Consider the following 19861-nt stretch of genomic DNA (forward strand, 5'->3'; position numbering starts at 1 on the left):
GGGCGCGCCACAATCTCCGGCCGCTCCTTCGTCCGTGCTTCGTTACAACCCGGCTACAGGGCAACTCGAATGACCGTGCAAGTTCAAGGACCGGACGGCACGCTCGTCGAGTTTCCCGACGGCACTCCGCCGGATGAAATGACGCGTGCGTTGCGCGCGCACTATGGCCCGCCGACTGCTCCTGCTGCGCCCGTCACTCCCGGCGGTGTGCCGATCGGGGCATCCGGCTTGCCGCGCGTGGAGATTGGCGCGCCGCCACCTCCGGCGCCGGCCGTCAATCCGAACGCCGACAAGGGGCTGTTGCACAATTTCGCCGTCGGCGCGCAAGGTGTTGACGCCGGGCTGCGCGACATCGTGCTCTCACCGTTCGATCTCGCAGCGGGGGCGCAGAACCTCGCCACTGGCGTTGTCAACAAGGTTTTCGACACTGAAATTCCATCCGCCACCCCGGCGTCGCGCATCGCGGAGCAAGTGGCCGGCCCGTTCTCGATTCCTGAAGCGGAAATGTCGCCGAAGGAGAAGCAGGCCTACAATGTCAACCGTTTCGGTACGCAGGCCATTGGGACCGGTGCTGCGCTCTCGACCCGTGCTCCTGCGATCCTTGAAGCGGCGTCCACCGGCGCGAAGCCGGCGGGAGATCTGGCTAACCGGACGCTCGACACCCTGGCGCGGCCGTATCAGGCAGCGCCGGCGCGCACCGTTGTGGGCGACGCAGTCGGCGGAGCAGGAGCGGGCGTCGCGGTCAACGCCGCGGATGATTACCTGCCCAAGGAGCCCGCAACGCCACTTGGCTAGTTCGTGAAGAGTCTCGCGACCTTCGTCGCGCCGTTGGTCGGCGGTGGCGCAGCTTCGACCGTGCAGGGCGCCGCTGAAGGCGTCGGCGGAGCAATTCGGCGGATCGGCGAACGCCGCGCTGACGTGAACGTGCCGGTGAAACCGTCCGGCCAGCCGTACAATCGCGCCGACACCGAACGTGCCGCTGGCGACTTCCAGCGCAGCGCGACCGGCAACCCTTCCACGATTGCGCAGGACATCCGCGAAAACGCTGGTGCACTTGCACGCCCGCAACGGCTGGGCGAAACCCCCATCGAGCCGAGCCAGGTTCCGACGACCGGGCTGCTGTCCCGCGATCCGGGTCTCGTCGCGGCCGAAACGGCTGCGCGCACCCGCAACTCCGGCGACTTCATCCAGCGCGACCAGAACGTCAAGGAAGCCGCCGGCGAACGTGTGTCGTCGCTCCGTGATCCGGAAGCCGATCAGGGCGCCGTGGCGAGCGTGGCGCAGCGCGAGCGGTATAAGCGGGTTGGTGCTGCAGATTTCGAGATCGGCCGGCTGCAGAGCCGAAACGATCGGATGAATAGTATGTTCGACGACTGGGTGGCACCTTTCAACGTCATCGCCAATTCCGAAGCCAAGGGCAACGCCAGCCGCAACCTCGACCGGACGATTGTCGACGAGAATTATGTACCGGCTCGTACAGAAAAGAACCGACAGTTCGATGAGGCACCCGGCCGATCCGAGCAGATTCCTGCCGACGATGTGTTCGGGGCCATCGATCGGGTGCGCGCGGGCATCAATCAACTTGGCCCGCAAAATCAGCAGATGCCGGCGGAATTCGTGCAGCGGCTCGATCGTTTGCGCCCGCGTTTTAACGAGGATGGCGAAAACAAGATCGGCAACCTGGTCAAGAGCGACCCGGCGGCGCAACGCGGCTGGAAGGCCGCCGTTTCCGAGGTATTGGCCGATCGCGTGCAGTCGACCCGCAAGATCGGCGAGACGCCCGAGGTGCAGTACGCGCGGCTCGCCAAGGAGTTCAAGGACAACGAGGCGATCCTGGCCAAGGTCTACAGCCCGGAGGAGATGAACAATCTTCGTCAGGCCCACAAGCTGCTCGGCTACTTCAAGGAGGCCGAGAAGCGGGCGACGACCGGCTCGCCGACGGCGGAGCGGACCATTCCGCAATGGGTGCAGCTCGCGGCGCGACACGTTTACGGCGACCTCAAGGGCGGCGGTATCGTGAAGCGGTTCAAGCTGTTGCTCGACCTCCTGCCGACCAACAAGCAGAACGCCGACGAGATCGTCCAGATGGCGTGGTTCAATCCGGACGTAGCGGCTTACCTGCTGGAAAAACCCGTGCGGAACCGGCTGATCGCGGTCGACAACGCCGCGCGGGAGAGCGGGAAGTAATTTGCCATGCTGCTAGAGAGTCGATCCGTGGCCGCATTTCGCCGTGTTCGAATAGCGCGAGACTTTAGCTTATAATGTGCCAGTCTCTTGTCGAAGTGTCGCAATTTACGTCGCGTGTTCTTCGCGATTGTCTGACAATATCTGTAGATGTTGTTACGGCAGAACAGAGCTGCACAGTACATCCGCATGTCAACCGACATGCAACGCTATTCGATTGAAAACCAAGCTGAAGCAATAGCGCTCTATGCAGCCCAACGCGGCCTTTCCATCGTGCGGACCTACGAAGACGCCGGCCGAAGTGGGCTTAGCATTGAAGGACGAGCCGCCTTACAAGAATTGATGAGAGATGTTCGCTCCGGTTTAGCGGATTTCAGCATAGTCCTTGTTTACGACGTTAGTCGTTGGGGGCGCTTTCAGGACACCGATGAGAGCGTTTATTATGAATTTCTATGCAGGGAGGCGGGTGTCAAAATTGAGTATTGTACTGAGCAATTTCAGAACGATGGCAGCCTTACATCGACTATCATAAAGAATATCAAGCGCGCCATGGCTGGCGAGTTCAGTCGTGAATTGTCGGCCAAGGTATTCGCTGGCCAATGCCGCGTTGTTTCCAAGGGATACTTTATCGGATCCCTTCCGGGCTTTGGTTTGCGTCGATTTCTGATCGACGAGTTCGGGCGACCAAAAATGCAAATGAGTTTCGGACAGCAGAAGGCGCTGTCATCTGATCGCACAATCTTGGTGCCCGGCCCACCTGAGGAAGTGAAAATTGTCCACGACATCTATGACATGTTCATCGATAGCAAGTACTCGATGAGTCGGATCGCGCGGGAATTGAACAGTCGCGGTATTGCGAACAGCTCCGGACGAGAGTGGAATTCCGTGGCTATTCGGCAAATATTGGCCAATCCAAAATACAATGGTGCGGCAGTTTATAATCGCACATCAAAAAAGCTGAACAGCCGCTATCGAAAGAACCCAACTTCCGATTGGATTAGAGTGTCGAACGCTTTTGAACCCGTGGTTTCTAACGAAAGGTTTCGCCAGGCGCAGCAGCAGATCGAAGATAATGCTCGATCCTATTCAGAAACGGAGATGCTCGATTCTCTTACAGCCATTTGGTGCAAGGAGGGCTATTTGAACGCGTCTGTTGTTGAGCAAAGTGAGCAAGCTCCTTGCGTGAATGCGTACTTGGAGCATTTCGGAGGCCTCGTGCCTGCATATCGCAAAATTGGATATATCGGGCGACTTCAGTTTGGAAAAGCGCCGCAGCTGAGAAAGTCGATAGTTGCAATTATTGCTGAGCAAATTGGGCGCTCCGGCGGAATTGTTCGGCATGATCGTGAGTATTCTCAGATTTGTGTGAACGACGAACTGGAGATTGCCGTTGTCGCGGGTTGCATCGCGCCAAGATGTGGAAAGAACCAGTGGCAAGTCAGAAGGAAGACACTTCCAAAGCCGGATATTCTCGTCGTGGTCCGTGTTGATGACGGGCGCTCGGTCATTCAAGACTATTTGTTGATTCCGCTACTCTTGCTGCCGAGCGAGACGTGGCTGACGATCACAACTCTACGTCTCGGGAAACTGGGCGCATTCAAGTCCACGACGCTTGATCCGCTGGTTCGGCTTTGTGCGAGGATGGATATGCGGGATTGGCATGACTAGGACGCGGGCATACCTTGCCGAGCGCGCTCGCCTCCGGCGAACGGTTGCGAAGCGGGTTGCTGAACAACATGCCTTTGCACGTCGCGCTCGTGTGGGTGAGATACTTGATCAGGTTCGAACGATTGTCACTGATACCGCATTCGTCGATCTGATGGCAGGCCAAGGCATTCTATCAGCTCCGCTCGGCTCTATGAATCAAGGTCATCCGATTTAACCACCGAACAAAGGTTTGCGGATGACGTTCTCAAGTTTGTAGTGGCGTGGAAATTTCTATTTCCCATACTCGCCGACCCGGCCATATCGGGCTTCATCCAGGCGAGGCAGCCTGAATTTATCCGCGATTTCAAAGACACCTTTATCTCGCTGGTGATGGACGGCCCATTTCCGTACGAGCGGCGTCCGTGTATTAAGCCGACTTTCTTTAGCTAAGGCACAGGGTTGACAACTGAGAGCGTCCCCTGTCCTTAGCAGGTATGCCTGCGCGTCGAAACAAACTTGCCCTGGGTCTTTTGGCCGTTCTCGGTGTAAGCGATCCATCCTATGCGATCGTCGGAAGTAACTCAGCGCCATCCGAAGCCGTCGCGCGCTCCATCGTCACCGTGGTCGGCGCAGGGGGCGGCGTCTGCACCGGAACGATGATCACATCCACCGTCGTGCTCACCGCCGCGCATTGCATCGCGCCCGGCAACGCCAATCGCGTGGTCGATTATTCGGTCAAGCCGCCGCGACTGATTGAGCCGCGCGCAATCGCAATCATCCCGAGCTACAACGCGCAGGCGATCGCCGCGCATCGCGCTACCGCGGATGTCGCTTTGTTGCGGCTGCCCTCGCCGGTGCCGGGCAAGGCATCCGCTATTCTCGGCGTGCCGCGCGTGCCGATTGCCGGGAACGCGCGGTTCACGGTTGCCGGCATCGGCGTCACCGCAGCTGGCAGCGATGCCGGCGTCGGCATCGCCCGCGCCGCAACGCTTGCTGTCACCGGTAAGCCCGGCACACTTCAGATTCGCCTGGTCGATCCTGCGACCGGCAACACCCGCACCGGCATGGGCGGCTGTACCGGCGATTCCGGCGCGCCGGTGTTCGAGGATCAGGACAGCGGCAGCGTAGTCGTCGGCGTGGTGAGCTGGTCGACCGGACCGCTGATGGCGGCCGGCTGCGGCGGCCTCACCGGCGTGACGCCGCTGACGCTCTACCGCGACTGGATTATAAAGACGGTGCGCGGATGGGGTGCGATGCTGTAATCGTTTCGTGGGTAATCCCGAACCGCAAGCGCAACGAAGGTTTTACGATGTCCCTTCGATCCCGTCGTCGCATGATCGTCCTGGCCGCATCGCTCGGAGTCGTCACTGGCGCGACGCTCCCTGCCGCTGCTGTCTCAGCAAAACGCGATCACAAGATGGCGCGGCAGCACGCGCGCGACGCCGAACAATTACGGCCTGCCGCCAAGCCCCGCCCTGCAAATTCCTGCGCCGACTACGGCCCCGGCTTCGTGCCGGTCGAAGGCACCGGCACATGCGTCAAGATCGGTGGCTCGATTAGCGTCGGCGCTGGATCGGGGCTACGCTGACATAGGTGCGAGCCGAGGACGGTACGGCATGAGTGCATAAATCAACACTGCTGCGACTTCAGCCCGATACAATGCGGATCGCATTCGACGGGAAGTATCCCAGAAATCCATACTTATGGCTAATGCTCGCGGCTCACCCAGAGATAGCCGATAGCCCAGGAGAAGCGTTGAACCTCTGAACTACCTTCCGTCCGATCTCCATAGCTGGCTTCTCAAAATATCGGAAAATGACCACGCTAACGGCGAACGATAGAACTGCCGCGACTATACAAGCTGCCCATCGTCCCGCATGCATTGCGGCGCCAAGATGAAGGATAGGCACGCCGACAATAAAGTGGGTCAGATACCATGAGTAAGAAACGTGACCGCAGTATTCCAATGGCCTGAAGCTCGCCTGCGTGATCGTTGAGAACCATGGGATCATTCCACTTCGATGGATTGAACCAATCATCATTCCCACTAGGCAGAACAGAATATAGAGCGGTGCAAAGATTTGCACGCCGCGTACGGACCAAAACACAGCCACAGCTGCAATGAAGATCAGCGGCGCCAGCCGAATTGCTCGCTCGCCCATGATGCGGAGGAATGGCGCGGCCATATAGAACGCCACTTCAATGTAGAGTGTCCAATAGACGCCGGACATGCGCTCGAAGCCGAATACAGGAGCGGTAAAACTGGCGTTGGCGGCGATCTGTGGCACTGTCCAATTTGATGAGGTGAGGGCGATCAAGATTATCGAAAGCCAGTAGGGCGGCAGGATGCGAAAAGTTCGCTTGATCGCGTAAGGCCCAACCGCCGGGTCATGTGCAAGATTTCTGTCCATCAGGTAGCCGGACAGCAGAAAGAACAGGATTACACCGCCATTTCCGAGCACAAGGGAGCTTCCGAGCGTCGGCGCGAGGAAGTGAGCCACGATAACCATCAGGATCGCGACCCCGCGAAGGACATCTAGTCCGGGTAGCTTGCGTTCCAGCATTCAATTTCCCCAGCCGGTGCGCCGATAACTACCATCCATCCATTAAGTCATCCAGAGGTATTCATTGTGCCCATAGCTGCCTTGGCGCCATGCCAATCGGCATTCGATCGGGTTAACGGGACTCGACGGCGATACACGCCAAGGCGCTCGAGGCGCAGTGTATCGCAATGAGATGCGCCGCAGCTTCAGTTCGTCGGCTTTCGGCAATGCACATTCAGATTCCAGCCCATGAGACGCGCTGGCCAAGACTTGCTCGACAGCGGAAAGTGCTTTTCCGCAAACCGCACGAGCGGCGGCAACATGAAAAGCTGTTTCCAACTTAGGGTTGTCTTCGTGAATTCGTGGCTGGCGAACTGCGAGAGCAGAGCCGTCGCTTCTTTGCGTGAGTAGACGAGCGCGAGAGGGCAATTGGGACCATCGTTATAGTTTAGCGCTTGTTGATGCGTCTTTCCTTTGAACTGAGGATCGAGCACGCGGCGCACGCGCAACAGAACGACGTTTTTCCAGCTGTAGCGGTTGTAGAGCATGACAATGCAGCGGCCGCCGGGCTTCAGGACGCGGTGCATCTCATGCGCCATGGGAGCCGGATTCGCGGTATGATGCAGGACACCCATCGAGCAAACGATATCGAACGAATTGTCGGGAAACGGCAGCGTTTTACCGTCAGTTTCCAGGAATGTGCCGGGGAGGTTTTCGAGCGCAAACCGTTTACGGCTGAGACCGACGGCGGTCCCGGTAATATCCACGCCGGTGACGTCCGCGCCTTGACGGGCGTATCGAGACAGGACGTATCCGTTGCCGCAGCCGACATCGAGGACTTTCAGCCCGCGTGACGAGGTGTAGCCGTGAATTCGGTCTGACAGTCCGTAAGGTTCGCAGGAATCATCTTCGCGGATCGCGTCAAACTTAGCGAAGAACTCTGGTGTGCCGGGGATCGCATCAATACCCGCCGCGGCAACAGGGTTTGCCTGCCAAAAATCTCTGACGCTATCGAGGCCAACCGCTGGCTTCATACAGCACTCCATCCAGGTGCAATTTCTATCATCACACACCGCATCGCTTCCAGCCCTCTTCAGGGGGCGTATCTCACGGAAGTCACGGCTTGTCCTCTTCGTTCGGAACAGCCCCGAAGTGTGCTATTGCGCCAGCCACTAGAATTATGATGACGGCCAGCGCTAAAGCGCCGGCGACGATGAAATAGATCATCTGAAAATTTCCCAGCCCTAATAGGGCGAAACCTACCACCAGCCCCAGCAAAACCACCAGCCCCGATTCCGGGGCCGCAAACCTATGGAGACCCCCCATGGAGCCCGCTTCCATTCGCTACAAAAATCCAGGTGCACAGTGGCCGGGCGTGCGCGTTACAAAATGGGGGTCGACGAGCTTTGTCACGCTCAATGACGGGCAGGGCAACAAGATCGCCGTTTTCCCGACCTTCGTTCAGGGAGCAGCCGCGCAGTTCGACCTCTGGGCATCGAACTACACCGGTATTACGTTGAAGGCCGCGATCGACAAATGGTCGGGGCACAACAGTCCGGCTGGTTGGAAGCTGCTCAAGGCCCAGTCGCGATGGGAAGCGGGGAAGCCCATTCCGATGTCCGACGCGGAGTGGCAGCTGGCGCAGACCAAGGTTTTCGGCCCGGCAACCGCGGCGCAGAACGTGACCCTGCCGACGGCGACCTACAGCAATGACGTCAAGCGCGTGCAGTCCGATCTGATCGCCCTCGGCTATCACGAGGTGGGGGAGGCGGACGGCCTGATCGGCGGCAAGACGCGCGGCGCGATCACGGCATTCCTCGGTGATCGCAGCGTCCCGGCTGCGGCGGGCATTTCGCCAGCGCTGACCGCTGAGATCGCCAAATCCAAGGCTGAGGGCTGGTCCCGACCGGTCGCACCGAAGCGCGCCTACGCGACGGCCAAGGAAACTGCCCCGAAAGTCGAAGCCGTGAAACAGAACGCTTGGTCGCGGTTCTGGTCGAAGGTTCTGACTGTGCCATCGACGGCCGGCGCGGCGGTGTGGTGTGTCGCCAGCAATATCTCGGCCGCGAATGATGCGGCGTCGCCCTACGTATCGCTGGTCAAGGAATACATCAGCGGCGTGCCGGGCTGGGTCTGGCTGCCGGTGATCGCCGCAGTCGGTTTCGCGATTTGGCGCTCCACCAACAAGAGCGAGGCGGCAACCGTCGCCGATTACCAGACCGGGAGGCTGAACTGATGGACACACTCTCCTGGCTGTTCAACTTTGTGCCGTGGTGGGTTTGGGTTGTCATCGCCGCGGTGCTGCTCGCGGTGTTCTGGCAAGCCCTGCTGCCTGTCTGGCTCACGCTGCCGAAGTGGCTCAAGGGCATCATCCTCGGCGCCGGCGCGCTGTTTACAGCCTACGCCGCCGGTCGCAATCGCGGCTCCAAAGATGAGCGAGAGCAACGTGCCAAGGCCGACGCCCGCGCTGTTCAAACCCGAAAGGAAACTGACGATGAGATTCGCAACGCTCCTGCTGCTGACGTTGACCGGCGCCTTGATGGGTGGATGCGTGACTAGCAATTGCGCCGGATGGTCGGCCATTCAACCATCGAGGGGTGATCATCTGACCGATGGCACGAAGCGCCAAATCCTCGCGCACAACGAGTTCGGTGTGAAGCAGCATTGCTGGCTTGGCCGCTGACGACACTCTAGGGCTGGGAATACTGGAATGGTCATCGACTACACCATCACCATCGGGAACATCATTGAAATCGGCTCCATCGTTGGTGGTGGGTTCGCAGTCTTTATGACCCTGAAGAACAACGTCGCGAATCTCAAAGACGACGTGACGGCAATGCAAGATGAAATCAGAGAGTTGGGAAAGGTGCTGATCAGCATCGCGAGGTTCGATGAGAAGATTTCCGGCCTCGATAAACGGGTGACCGCGCACGACAAGGAAATCTACGAGTTGCGGCACGGGCGCGGCTTCATCCGCGGCCCGGCGGTATAGACGGCGAGTACCCGTAAGCATAGCCTGGCCGGTTAGTCTGTCGGGTGGTGGGTTTCACCGGCCGGGCCAAGCTGCCGATCCCGCGAAATGCGGCAGCCATTGCCAACCGCCGGGCGCAGCCGTCGTTCCATCACACAAAAGGATGAGGCTGCTCTTAGTAGTCGGCCCGGACCGCTCTTGCGGGGGACGCAGAGCGGACCAGGCCTAGCCGCTAGATTCGAAAGTAACGGCCCGAATTAATCCGTAGCCGCACAATTTGTTCCGAAGCGTTGACCTTGCACCTATCGGTATCAGCCCGGCCGCTCTAGGCGATCCACCGTCCGCCGAGCTGACCGGGCCTAGCCGCCCAGCACCGAGGGGCGGCTCCGATTCAATCGATCAATCTTCCTCTCGTTGCATCTCAAAAAAGGAAAATCATGATCCGTCTGATTTTGGCGGCAGCAATGCTATGCGCACTATTTGCCATGCCTGCCGAGGCGGGCACTATCCGATCCCGATCCGGCGCAACCGCTCATGTTGCCGACCGCGCTGTTCATGCCTTCCAGTGCCTTGTCGATAAGCTGGATTCGTCCGGCTACCACATCAAGTTCATGGGCGGCTGGCGCAAGCACGGCTCTGTACGGCGCTCTTTGCATCCGTCAGGCATGGCGCTGGACATCAACCAATTCTCCCGCAACGTCACGCGGCCACGCATCCCGGCATCTGCCACGGCGTGGCGCGGGCCTGTGGCCTGATCCATGGCGCGGTCTGGGGCTGGGCTGACGCAGGGCATTTCCAGCTAGGCGGTTGGGCGGGACGAGCGATGTATCACCGGCATCGCCATGCCCGGGCTAAACCCGGGCAACACCGCAAGCATCTGGCGAGCGCGCCATGATCGACCCCGTCAAGATCGGCCTGACGATCGCCGTGCTGATCGCCATCGGCCTCGCCGTCTATTGGCTGTTTCCGAGGTGGCGGTGATCCCAACAGAAAGGCTACGCGTGAGCGGCAATTTAGACTTTTGGACCTAGATAACTGGTTGCCCTCATTTTACGGGTATGGAACCTTCGGAAAAAACATGGCCAACGGCTTGATATTTAGTCTGGGAGAAGAAGCGCCTGTGCCGCCAGAGGACAGCGATTTTTCGTTTACGATCGATTTTAAGAAGGGCGAGGGTGATCCGCGAAGGGTTTTTGACGCTGCAAGTTCTCTAATCGACGGCCTCGAAGGTATTGATGAAGCTGTTGCTACATCAGTCGATGCAAAACTTAAAACCCTCATGGTTCTTGAGGACGTTGAAGCGGGTTCACTCCGCGTTTTCTTGAAGAACATCCTCAAGCGGGTGGACGATGACGCCCTAAAATCGCTTGAATGGAAGAAGGCGGTCGGGGCCGCTCTCGTCAAGGCGAAGTACGTAGCTATCCAATATCTGAATCAGGATCAGAGCTTCGCTTCGTCCGCGCTTGATCACCTTCGCGAGGAAATGAGGTCTATCGCGCAGGAAACCGATGTCCGGCACCTGCCAGACTATGCGCCAATCCATGAAGGGCGCCTGATTTCATCCCTCGATAAAATTCAGGACGCGAAGCGTATGTTAGGTCAGGGAGACACGCTTACAGTAGATTTGGACGGTAGCAGGTACGAAGTTGACCTTGCGAAAACATGGTCCCCTCGGGATTTCGTGCGGGACGTTCCTCAAACCAAGGAAACACACAGCGAAGGCGAGGTCATTCTTGGCATCCGGAAGCCCGATCTTTTGGGAGAATCGATGTGGCAATTCAGCCATGGTAGAGCGACCATCTCAGCGAAGGTGACTGACGATACTTGGCTTAAGAAATTTCACACCCGGCAAGTTCCGCTCTACTCCGGCGACAGCTTGAGGTGCAAAGTTATTTTCACTTACGTTTACGACGAGCGCGGCGAATTGCTGGAGCAGAAAACCGAGATTATCGAAGTGTTGGAAGTTCTGCCCGCCAATGCCCAGCAATCCGGTTTCGATTTTTAAACATGCCCAAGCCCGTCAGCGGATCATCATTTTGGGAAATCGTCTCTGGCGCTCAGACCGAGACAATTTTTTCATGGTGCGAGAAGTTTTTTAAAGTTCTCGGATGGATTGCCATCCTAGCCGCCGTGAAATATGCGGTCGATCGGACTCATAGTCAGCTACTGTGGTTAGTGTACGGCGTTGGGAGTCTTCTCCTGACAGGCCTGCTTTTCAATCTCTCAGCACTGCTGCACGTACCTAAGTGGGAGGGTACCGTAGGATGGCGAGGTAACGCCTATCTAGGCATTAAGCTGACCGTTTGTTTCGTCGTGTTCCAGATCTTTATGCTAGGCGTCGACACTGCAATCAACGGTTTGGTCGACGCAAAAGCAAGCACTAGTCCGCCGACCGCAGCCGCTTCTCCGTCGGGCCGTCCTGAATCTCACTGCGGCGTGAAATAATCGCCCGCCAGCACCTCGGACTATAACGGGATTAAGTTGCCCGCTCTGGTCACAGCGCACGGACTGTCAAGGAAATCATGTCCGTTAAGACGGGTTGCGCCCAGCCAGTGAGACCTAACCCCGCAAGGGGTGACCGGGTTCGCCCGGCCTGTGCCTCTCTGGAACAAAACCTCCCCAAGACTAGCCGCGTCACCCTTCGGTGTGGCGCGGCATTTTTGCTATTGGACTATTGGGGATGGTCTGGATTTTTGCGGGCTTTGTAGCTTTGTCGATCACGACAATCATCATCTTCAGATGATCGTGAATTAGAACAGTGCTGTCGGTTTCTGACGCCGCTCTGATGAGGGTTCGTAGGTGCCGGAACGCTTGTGATGTTTCCATTCGGGTGTCTCCCGCACTGACGTGGATTCCTGTGAGCGATGATTCAAGCGCGGGAGGCTGATTGGTTCCTAGACGTCTTCCCCGACGCTTGGCCGTCCCCTTAAGCGGGAGCCGGTCTTTGTATGCGCCGCCAGCTGTGGCGGCCTACTTCTCGCCAAGGAGCTTGCCCGTCGAGTTATTGACGAAGTGCAGCCGGGCGCAGGCCGGGCACACTACGGACGAGTAAGTGTCTTTCGTATCTTCAGGCGCGGCCGATAGCCAATGTTGCACGTTCATGCCGGTATTGGGGCATCGAAATATAATATACCTAGCCATGGTCGACACGGTGCCATGGTCACAGCTTACAAAAAACTCCGTAGCATTACTGAGTGTGTCTTGGATCGGGGCGCACGCTATCCGGGCTTGATGGGATTTCTTTAGCCTCTTCCTCGCCTATTGACGTATTGTCTGCGTTCCATCAGCCAAAAGAGTGAAGGTGACAGCGGGTCATGGGCCGTTCGCTTAGCTGCCGTTCATATCGACAGTGTAGGGCCGCGCTTTCCGGCTAGTTGCATTTTGGAAGACGTTTCAGTCACTGCCGCCGCGGGAATATTCGCGTCTTTTGCGTGGCGATCTATCCCCCTTCTAGCGGCAGGATGGCTTTCATCAGATTGGTAATTTCTGGCATGTGGAGTGGATCGGGTCGGTCGCAATCAAGGCACTGCCATGTGCGCGGTTTTTTTCCACCAACTTGCAGGGCAAACACCTTGCGCTGATGACATTGCGGACAGATTGGACGGTTTTCTGAATTGGGCATAAGCAACTCCCTGTTGGGCGGGAGCGCAATTGACGTTCTCACACCGATAGAAGCCGCGGGCAGGTCGGTGATGACTGCAGTGTCTACCGGTCTATGCTGGGTTGCGAGTCGTTTATTTCAATTCCGAATGGAACAATCCGCCAACGGACTTTACGTGCTGCTTTCCGCGGATTGTGCGAGCTTAAGCCACTCCTCGGCTATTATAAGCCACGCTTCTTTTTCGAGTCCGCTGACAGATTTCTCCGCCTTCAGCCGGGCGGCTTCAGCTCTTCTGCGGAAGTCGGCAGCTTCGCTCGCGCTCATACGCGGATAACTCGAAACGACCAAAGGAGATCGCTGGCGGCATCAAAATGTCGTGGAAGCGACTAGCGATAAATCACCCGGAGGATACCGGCGGACCAAATTGCGATTGCACAGCCGAACCCCACGATCAGCGGCAGAATGTCAGCCATGTTAGCGGCCGCCTTCTGCGCTTTACGTATTCATCGCTCATGGTGGGAACGTATTCTAAAAGGCGGCGTTATGTCGACACCACGCATATGCCCCAACTGGCCCGGTTCGGCCTTACACCGGATCGGGCTTTTTGTTTCCAGTTGGCTTGAAGCCCCGTCAAGATTGGCCTGACGATCGCTATGCTGATATCTATCGGCCTTGCGGTCTATTGGCTGTTCCCGAGTCGGCGACGATAAACCGGCGAGGCCGCCGCCCACTTAAGCGGCCTTACTGTTTCGGCTTTGGCTCCTTTGCCATTTCATCCCGGATCAATTCGAGCAGACATTTGCGCTTGCTCTCATCGGTCGTCTCATCAAGCACCTTTCGGAAAAGCTTGAGATTCTCCGTATGGATGAAGTTGTCCATCGCGGCCTCCTTTAAGGGGCCAGAGTACGATCGGGGACGCTGCGCCTACGGTTAAAGCAGGCCAGTCCCGAGCGGTGATACAGGTTAACCCCTGTGGCACGGATAGGTTGCTGCCATCAAACTTCCGAGTGACCTAATGCGGCTTTTCACCCGGCGGGCCATCCTCTTTGAGGAGCCTGACCAAGTCCGACAGTGATGAGTGGTCGTCACTCTTTTGAAGCGGTGCTTCAATATCCGGCTTGGGAAATAACCACCGCCGAAGCCGGCCCGCAAAATCAAATAAGCTCATAGCCAACCGCCTTAGTGTTAGTAGGCGCGACGCTTTCAGAGCCGATTGGTTTCATGGAACCGCAAAAATAGCGCGCTCGTTTTCCCTACCGCGTCACGGTAATTGATCGCGGCCAGACTAGGCCCCAGCGGTTGCTGGGGCCTTTACCGCGTCGGGAATTCGGGAAGTCATGTCGCAGACAGCTTAGCGCCATAACCGATTGAGTCGGCGGTCGGCATCTCTGACTTGCTCGGCAGTCGAAACCTCACGTATCAGGCGCGAGATTCGCCACGTTTCCAAATCGCCATCTCTTATGGCCTCTTGGCGCAATTTATACGCCATCTCTTTCAAACGCCGCCTGACCTTCGCTGCATCGTATAATTGGCCCATGAGGGAACTCCCGATTGCGCACAGTAGATTCCGGAGCGCGGCGAAAGTTCGACGGCGACCGAGCCAATGGTTAATGCGAAGAAACGAATATTGGAGGCTAATGAATCAAACATCGCGTTTCGATATAGCGATGGCTGTCGTCAAAATAGAAACCCCGCCGGAGCGGGGTTAGGAATTTAATGGGACATTCGAGGGCTTAACCTACCCGGAGGTTGCCGGCTGACTCTTTCCCGCGATCCTGGATGATCTCATAGCTGACCTTCGCGCCTTCATTCAGCCCTGAAAGACCGGCTTTCTCGACCGCTGAAATATGTACGAAGACGTCCTTGCCGCCGCCGTCCGGCTGGATGAAGCCGAAGCCTTTGGTTGGATTGAACCACTTCACGGTACCTGTAGCCACGGTTCACTCTCCTAGAGTTATTGGCTTATATCAAGCCAGCATTATCGGCTTATTACAAGCCACCCTCGGGCAGCTCATCTCAAGAAAATCCCGCCGGAGTGATTGGGGATTCGCTTCGTGAGCCGGTGGTTGGGCCGATGCTTGGGAACTGATAGTCTCGAACTGAGGGGAGCAGGCATGACCGAAATACCGATAACCCCGGCACAGATGGCCGACGCCTTGAAGATGCGCGCTTATCGAGCGAAGTCGCCCACCGAGCGGTTCAAGCTTTTGCGTCAGGCCCAGCAGCTTGGGACCGAGGCGAATATCGACAAGTGGGTTTCGTCGCCCGGCCTCAAGCCGCCGGAAGAGGAATAGCGTCAGCGAAAAATGACCCGGTTGATGCCAGCGGCCAAGCAGTCGCTCCGCCCGATGCGGGCTTGATCTTCGGCACAATCGGCAGGTCGTGCAGTTCGGCCGGAGGTATTATAGACTGATGCGCGACGCCAGCAGGTTCGAAATGAAAGTGCGTGATGCTCAAGCTGATTCTAAGTGATATCAATCGAAGCGGACAGGCAATCCAGCCAGAGCGCGAATACCCAGCCGCTTGCGCCAGCGAATATCCACCCGTCTATCAATTCGGAGGTTGGGGAAGCGGCTGATAAGTCGCTCAAATCCGACCGCGACCTCCGCTCGGGCGAGTTGAAATCCGAGGCAAAAATGCACGCCGGTGCCGAACGAAAGGTGGGGATTTGGGTGGCGCTTAATATCGAATTCATGCGGCCGCTCGAACTTCGCAGGATCGCAGTTTGCCGCCGCGAGATATGCGGCGAACATATCGCCGCGGCGGAATTGCCGCCCATGCCAAATCAGATCGCGAACCGCGAAGCGAGGCTTGGTCATCTGCACCGGCGACACGTAGCGAAGGCATTCCTCGACGCAAGTCGGCAGCAACCCCAGATCATTGCGCAGTCCGTGCAATTGCTCTTCATTCGACAGCAGCGCGAAGAGTCCTCCTGAAATCAGATGGGTTGTCGTTTCTTGCCCCGCACCGAAGAGCAGGAAGATCATCGATACTAACTCGTCCTCAGTTAGTCTGTGGCCATCGATTTCAGTGTCACGCAGCGCAGCAATGAGACCGTCAGATCGCGCTCCGCTACCATGTCTTGAAACGCGCCGAAGATATCGGACGACGCTGATCACGCCCGGAATAGCGCGCACGACGGAGTAAATGTTCGCGGTATCCTTTAAACCGCCAAGCCAATTCTTGAATCGATCGTGATCCTGTTCCGGAAGCCCGAGCATTGCACAGATCACCGAAAGAGGCAGATCGCGGCAGAACTCGGCCATCAGATCGGCCTCTGTCCTTCCTTCCAGTCGGGCAACAAGCCGATCAGCCGTCTCTTCGATCATCGGCTTTAGAACTGCAATAGTGCGCCGCTGGAAGGCCTGATCGACGAGCCCTCGCAGGCGACGGTGCTCGGGATCGTCGTGGCCCAGCATGTTCAAGGCTAGAAGGCCAACCGTTTTCGGCAGGACCTTCAATACCCGCTCCTGTGTCCTGCTTCCTGCGTTAGCGGGATCGCGAGCAAAATCTTCGTAGTTCTTCAGCAATTCTGCGCAGCTATCGTGGGTCACCGCAAGCCAGGTGCGTCCCACAATCGGAAGCCTCATGCAAACCAAAGGGTTCTCTGCTCGCATGCGGTCAAGGGTGGGAAACGGATCGGCGTGGAAATCGGGAGACAAGATGTCGAACCGTTGCTTCTCAGACATATCTATTCTCACGTTTGTCGGCGATTCCAGCGTAACGCAGTGGCCGCCACTTTTGTAATTGTCAGGTTCTGCCAAGACCGTTGAAAGGTTCCTCAGATCGCGACATTTGAACAGTTGCCGTTGGCGATGCGTTGTGGCAACCGGGCCGGATGCATCCAGATCCTTCAAGAAGCCGTCCCGCGTCTGCTCTTCGTGATCTGCTTACCGGCGAGGCGGCCGGCGGCATAATCCTAATGCTGGCGGCAGCCCTTGCGTTACTGATCGCCAATTCGACTTTCGCGCCGTATTATTTTAAGGCGTTACACGTCGAGGTCGCCGGTCTTACCTTGATTCATTGGACCAACGATGGATTGATGGCGATATTTTTTTTGCTCGTTGGTCTGGAGATCAAACGGGAATTTCTCGAAGGTCAACTTGCTACCTGGCAGCGCCGCATCTTGCCTGGCATAGCAGCGATCGGCGGCATGATCGTGCCGGGACTCGTCTTTATTGCATTCAATGGCATCAGCGGGGCGACCTCTCGCGGTTGGGCAATTCCAACGGCAACCGATATTGCTTTTGCTTTAGGTGCAATCGCTCTTTTAGGTAGTCGCGTACCCGTTTCTCTCAAGATTTTTTTGACGGCGCTCGCTATTTTAGATGACCTCGGGGCGATCATTATCATCGCGTTAGTTTATACAGATCGACTTTCAGTAGCTTGGCTTCTTTCAGCGACCGTTGTGATCGGCGTACTGATTTTGCTCATGCGCTCCCGAGTTCGGCTGTTGTCGCCTTATCTGTTCCTCGGCCTCCTGCTGTGGATATTCACATTGAAGTCTGGCGTTCACGCGACCCTCGCCGGTGTTGTGCTTGCTTTAACAATTCCGTTGCCCCCGAAACGTGAAAATTCTAGTTCTGCTCGACCGCTGTTAATTCTTGAGCATGCGCTTCAGCGTTGGGTGGCTTATCTAATCGTACCGATCTTCGGATTTGCCAACGCGGGTCTTTCATTTTCGGGAATGGACTGGAAAGTGGCTTCCTCTCCAGTAACCCTCGGCATAGCGTTGGGGCTTTTTTTGGGGAAGCAAGCCGGAGTATTTTTAACAACCTGGGCTGTGGTAAGAGCTAAGCTCGCGACACGCCCCGACGGTGCCAGCTGGACACAAGTCTACGGGGTGTCACTTCTCTGCGGCATCGGCTTCACTATGAGTTTATTTATTGGCCTGCTTGCATTTCCCGATAATGAAGCGTTGCTAAAAGAAGTGAAGTTAGGCGTCCTCATGGGTTCGGCGCTCGCCGGCTTAGCAGGGGTAATGGTGTTGGTGTTCGCCGCTCGACCAATCAACAGAATGGCGCGCAATAATGGATAAACGGTTGTCGCAGAAAAGGGGTGCCGGGTCGGTCGTGATCGCGATCTTGATAGCCGTGGCTGCACTGCTTGCCTTAGGCTTCGCAGTTGGCTTGCTTGTAGATGTTCAAAACTAACGACTTTCTGCGGCTCCCGCTGCGCTGATTTCAAATTTGCATGATGGCGGCAATCAGAGTGGCGAGACCGGACGCGATGAATATCAGTACCAGTGAGGGATAAAGAAGCACTGCCGCTTCGAAGCGGAGAAAACGGGGGCTGTTTCCCGCTTTATCGGGTAATCCCACGAAGGTGAGCACGCCGGCAATTGTCAACAGTGCAAACGCTAATAGAAACTTATTCATGGCCGCCTCGTCTCAGCGGTGGTCGTCGACGGGATCTTAGCATTGCTTTCACAATACACCTGTATTCTTTTGATCCTTCCAGGGTCGGCCGTTTTGAACGCGGTCTTCACCGAGGTGACCGGCTTCCCGTTGAACTCGACGAAAATGCAGGGCATCGGGATTGATGGCGATGCCAGCGGCGCAAATGTGCCAGCAGGCGCTCCGGCAGCGGGACGGTAGGCTGGCACTTCTTCGTCGTTGCCGCGCCTTTCTTCCGACGATAAAACCGCCCGCGATCCAGAACCACGTAGGCCCGGCCGACGAGTAGTCATCATCTCGGTCAGCTGCCGAGGCTCGCTCTCACGTTGTCGCCTAGCCATTCGGCGAGGTTTGCGCAGCGTCTCATGTCATCAGCCATGGTCAACAATCGTTGGCGCGTCGATCCCGGCGAGAAAAAATAGGCTTCGTCCTCGGCAGTATCGGCAAGCTCGCGAAGTCTCACCGGCGGCAGATCGACGATCTCACTCATGGCACGCCCTCTCAGTTCCGGTGAGAAGCTAAGCATTATGCGATCAAAGAAAAAGTCAGACGGAATGTCCCATCTGGCCCTCTTATCGGAATAAATGAAAAAGGCGGCGACGCTTGGTTCATCCTCTCCTGATCGGCTGCCCAGTTTAGCCGAACACTGATTTCAGAAAACCCGTAATGATCCATGCGAGGGCACCGGCACCAAATGCCAGGAGCACGTCGGGCAGTCCATCTGGTGCTATCGCGGCTCGCAGCCACTGCCAGAACGGGCTCATGTCGCCTCATTTTTTGGCACATACAGGGAATGCCGCGGATTGCAGGGCGCGCGTAAGCGCCCCTCACTACAATCCCGGCGGAATTTTTGCCATCATAGCAGCTATTCCCGCGGCCGTTATCCGGTACGTGCGCGGCTTTACGACCTGAATCCAGCCCTTTGCTTTCATTTTTTCAATTATCACGCCCCCGGCCTGAAGGCGCGTTCTGTGTAGTTCGCCTTGATCGTTGAGCAGCTGCAAAATGCTCCGCTCGCGATAAGTGGGGATGTGGCTTGCCCGGGCTGGCACTACTTGGCCTTTAGCGCAGTCTCCCCAAGACGGCGGATGGCTTCTGAACGGCCGGTGGCCTTCATATGAATTCCAAGGAACCGGCAAATACTATTGAAGTCGGCGATGCGGTGAAGGTCGGTCGCGGGACTTGGGGTCTCAAGGAATGGTATCCGGGCCGAAGCTTCAAAGTTAAGCTAGAAGATAAAGGCGAAGAAACAAAAGAGATCGCCCACTGAGGCGACCTTACTCTTTTTTAGGGACAAGGGTTTTTGTTTCGACCATCGTCCCGCAATGCGCGCATGTGAATACATGGACAATTGCTTGTTCGTCCGCGACGAGAGTCGAGTGAGACCAGGCCATCTCTTCATGGCATTTTTCGCAGATCGGCGTGGCCATCTGCTCTACCTGAGATAATGCATGAGCGGTTCCCCACGAGGAACACGCTAAATCAAAATAGGCCACTGCGAAATTCAATTTTGGCCACT

The 19861-nt window shown here is 57.1% G+C and carries 23 protein-coding genes; 14 read left to right on the forward strand and 9 right to left on the reverse strand.

Going from position 1 to position 19861, the window contains the following annotated elements:
• The first annotated feature begins 69 nt into the window (after positions 1 to 69).
• The 5 genes from ASC80_RS05510 to ASC80_RS05530 all read left to right on the forward strand — a co-directional run bounded on the left by ASC80_RS05510 (position 70) and on the right by ASC80_RS05530 (position 5419).
• Complete coding sequence (locus tag ASC80_RS05510) at positions 70 to 795, forward strand: hypothetical protein (RefSeq protein ID WP_056293647.1); 726 nt, start codon at positions 70 to 72, stop codon at positions 793 to 795.
• A 3-nt stretch (positions 796 to 798) separates the two neighbouring features.
• The gene (locus tag ASC80_RS05515; protein ID WP_056293653.1) at positions 799 to 2187 is read left to right on the forward strand and encodes a hypothetical protein; all 1389 of its coding nucleotides are present in this window, start codon (positions 799 to 801) and stop codon (positions 2185 to 2187) included.
• A gap of 147 nt (positions 2188 to 2334) precedes the next feature.
• A complete protein-coding gene (locus ASC80_RS05520) occupies positions 2335 to 3852 on the forward strand; it encodes a recombinase family protein (RefSeq protein ID WP_056293655.1) in 1518 nt (505 codons plus the stop codon).
• Positions 3853 to 4325: 473 nt separating this feature from the next.
• Positions 4326 to 5093 (forward strand): trypsin-like serine protease, encoded by a 768-nt coding sequence (locus tag ASC80_RS05525; RefSeq protein WP_056293658.1) that lies wholly within the window; start codon positions 4326 to 4328, stop codon positions 5091 to 5093.
• A gap of 47 nt (positions 5094 to 5140) precedes the next feature.
• Complete coding sequence (locus tag ASC80_RS05530) at positions 5141 to 5419, forward strand: hypothetical protein (RefSeq protein ID WP_156464267.1); 279 nt, start codon at positions 5141 to 5143, stop codon at positions 5417 to 5419.
• A 133-nt stretch (positions 5420 to 5552) separates the two neighbouring features.
• Here ASC80_RS05530 and ASC80_RS05535 read toward each other — a convergent pair whose 3' ends face one another.
• Both ASC80_RS05535 and ASC80_RS05540 read right to left on the reverse strand, forming a co-directional pair.
• Positions 5553 to 6395: an acyltransferase family protein gene (locus ASC80_RS05535; RefSeq protein WP_056293662.1), complete on the reverse strand. Its 843-nt coding sequence runs from the start codon at positions 6393 to 6395 to the stop codon at positions 5553 to 5555.
• A 185-nt stretch (positions 6396 to 6580) separates the two neighbouring features.
• Positions 6581 to 7408 carry a class I SAM-dependent methyltransferase gene (locus ASC80_RS05540; RefSeq protein ID WP_056293664.1) on the reverse strand — a complete coding sequence of 276 codons (828 nt, stop codon included), beginning with the start codon at positions 7406 to 7408 and terminating at the stop codon, positions 6581 to 6583.
• A 290-nt stretch (positions 7409 to 7698) separates the two neighbouring features.
• On the opposite strand from ASC80_RS05540, the gene ASC80_RS05550 reads away from it, so the two are divergent.
• The 6 genes from ASC80_RS05550 (at position 7699) to ASC80_RS05575 (ending at position 11790) form a co-directional block, all read left to right on the forward strand.
• Positions 7699 to 8610, forward strand: coding sequence for a peptidoglycan-binding domain-containing protein (locus tag ASC80_RS05550; protein ID WP_056293669.1), 912 nt, complete (start codon positions 7699 to 7701; stop codon positions 8608 to 8610).
• Positions 8610 to 8933: a hypothetical protein gene (locus ASC80_RS05555; protein ID WP_056293676.1), complete on the forward strand. Its 324-nt coding sequence runs from the start codon at positions 8610 to 8612 to the stop codon at positions 8931 to 8933. The genes ASC80_RS05550 and ASC80_RS05555 overlap by 1 nt, the downstream gene beginning before the upstream one ends.
• Before the next feature lie 151 nt (positions 8934 to 9084).
• Positions 9085 to 9366, forward strand: coding sequence for a hypothetical protein (locus ASC80_RS05560; protein WP_056293677.1), 282 nt, complete (start codon positions 9085 to 9087; stop codon positions 9364 to 9366).
• A 416-nt stretch (positions 9367 to 9782) separates the two neighbouring features.
• Positions 9783 to 10100 (forward strand): hypothetical protein, encoded by a 318-nt coding sequence (locus ASC80_RS05565; protein ID WP_056293679.1) that lies wholly within the window; start codon positions 9783 to 9785, stop codon positions 10098 to 10100.
• A gap of 323 nt (positions 10101 to 10423) precedes the next feature.
• Positions 10424 to 11350 carry an LAPAL motif-containing putative phage structural protein gene (locus tag ASC80_RS05570; protein ID WP_156464268.1) on the forward strand — a complete coding sequence of 309 codons (927 nt, stop codon included), beginning with the start codon at positions 10424 to 10426 and terminating at the stop codon, positions 11348 to 11350.
• 2 nt (positions 11351 to 11352) lie between these two features.
• Complete coding sequence (locus ASC80_RS05575) at positions 11353 to 11790, forward strand: hypothetical protein (protein ID WP_056293685.1); 438 nt, start codon at positions 11353 to 11355, stop codon at positions 11788 to 11790.
• 189 nt (positions 11791 to 11979) lie between these two features.
• Here the strand turns inward: ASC80_RS05575 and ASC80_RS24120 are convergent, their stop codons facing one another.
• From ASC80_RS24120 to ASC80_RS05590, 4 genes are all read right to left on the reverse strand, one after another.
• Positions 11980 to 12171, reverse strand: coding sequence for a hypothetical protein (locus ASC80_RS24120; protein ID WP_056293686.1), 192 nt, complete (start codon positions 12169 to 12171; stop codon positions 11980 to 11982).
• A gap of 613 nt (positions 12172 to 12784) precedes the next feature.
• Positions 12785 to 12967 carry a hypothetical protein gene (locus ASC80_RS24235; protein WP_156464269.1) on the reverse strand — a complete coding sequence of 61 codons (183 nt, stop codon included), beginning with the start codon at positions 12965 to 12967 and terminating at the stop codon, positions 12785 to 12787.
• 720 nt (positions 12968 to 13687) lie between these two features.
• Positions 13688 to 13825 carry a hypothetical protein gene (locus tag ASC80_RS24125; protein ID WP_200941145.1) on the reverse strand — a complete coding sequence of 46 codons (138 nt, stop codon included), beginning with the start codon at positions 13823 to 13825 and terminating at the stop codon, positions 13688 to 13690.
• 854 nt (positions 13826 to 14679) lie between these two features.
• On the reverse strand, positions 14680 to 14883 hold the full coding sequence (locus ASC80_RS05590; RefSeq protein ID WP_056293691.1) for a cold-shock protein: 204 nt from the start codon (positions 14881 to 14883) through the stop codon (positions 14680 to 14682).
• Between the two features lie 177 nt (positions 14884 to 15060).
• Here ASC80_RS05590 and ASC80_RS23565 point away from each other — a divergent pair, with 177 nt between their 5' ends.
• Complete coding sequence (locus tag ASC80_RS23565) at positions 15061 to 15240, forward strand: hypothetical protein (protein ID WP_156464270.1); 180 nt, start codon at positions 15061 to 15063, stop codon at positions 15238 to 15240.
• A gap of 180 nt (positions 15241 to 15420) precedes the next feature.
• Here the strand turns inward: ASC80_RS23565 and ASC80_RS05595 are convergent, their stop codons facing one another.
• Positions 15421 to 16803 (reverse strand): cytochrome P450, encoded by a 1383-nt coding sequence (locus ASC80_RS05595; protein WP_244487188.1) that lies wholly within the window; start codon positions 16801 to 16803, stop codon positions 15421 to 15423.
• Here ASC80_RS05595 and nhaA point away from each other — a divergent pair.
• Positions 16785 to 17984 carry a Na+/H+ antiporter NhaA gene (gene nhaA, locus ASC80_RS05600; protein ID WP_056293695.1) on the forward strand — a complete coding sequence of 400 codons (1200 nt, stop codon included), beginning with the start codon at positions 16785 to 16787 and terminating at the stop codon, positions 17982 to 17984. The genes ASC80_RS05595 and nhaA overlap by 19 nt on opposite strands.
• A 145-nt stretch (positions 17985 to 18129) precedes the next feature.
• Here the strand turns inward: nhaA and ASC80_RS05605 are convergent, their stop codons facing one another.
• Together ASC80_RS05605 and ASC80_RS05610 are read right to left on the reverse strand one after the other, a co-directional pair.
• Complete coding sequence (locus tag ASC80_RS05605) at positions 18130 to 18324, reverse strand: hypothetical protein (protein ID WP_056293696.1); 195 nt, start codon at positions 18322 to 18324, stop codon at positions 18130 to 18132.
• Positions 18325 to 18643: 319 nt separating this feature from the next.
• Positions 18644 to 18832 (reverse strand): hypothetical protein, encoded by a 189-nt coding sequence (locus tag ASC80_RS05610; RefSeq protein WP_056293698.1) that lies wholly within the window; start codon positions 18830 to 18832, stop codon positions 18644 to 18646.
• A gap of 627 nt (positions 18833 to 19459) precedes the next feature.
• Here ASC80_RS05610 and ASC80_RS23570 point away from each other — a divergent pair.
• On the forward strand, positions 19460 to 19612 hold the full coding sequence (locus ASC80_RS23570; protein ID WP_156464271.1) for a hypothetical protein: 153 nt from the start codon (positions 19460 to 19462) through the stop codon (positions 19610 to 19612).
• Positions 19613 to 19861 lie beyond the last annotated feature (249 nt).

This window comes from Afipia sp. Root123D2, assembly GCF_001425835.1.
Taxonomy (GTDB): Bacteria; Pseudomonadota; Alphaproteobacteria; order Rhizobiales; family Xanthobacteraceae; genus Afipia.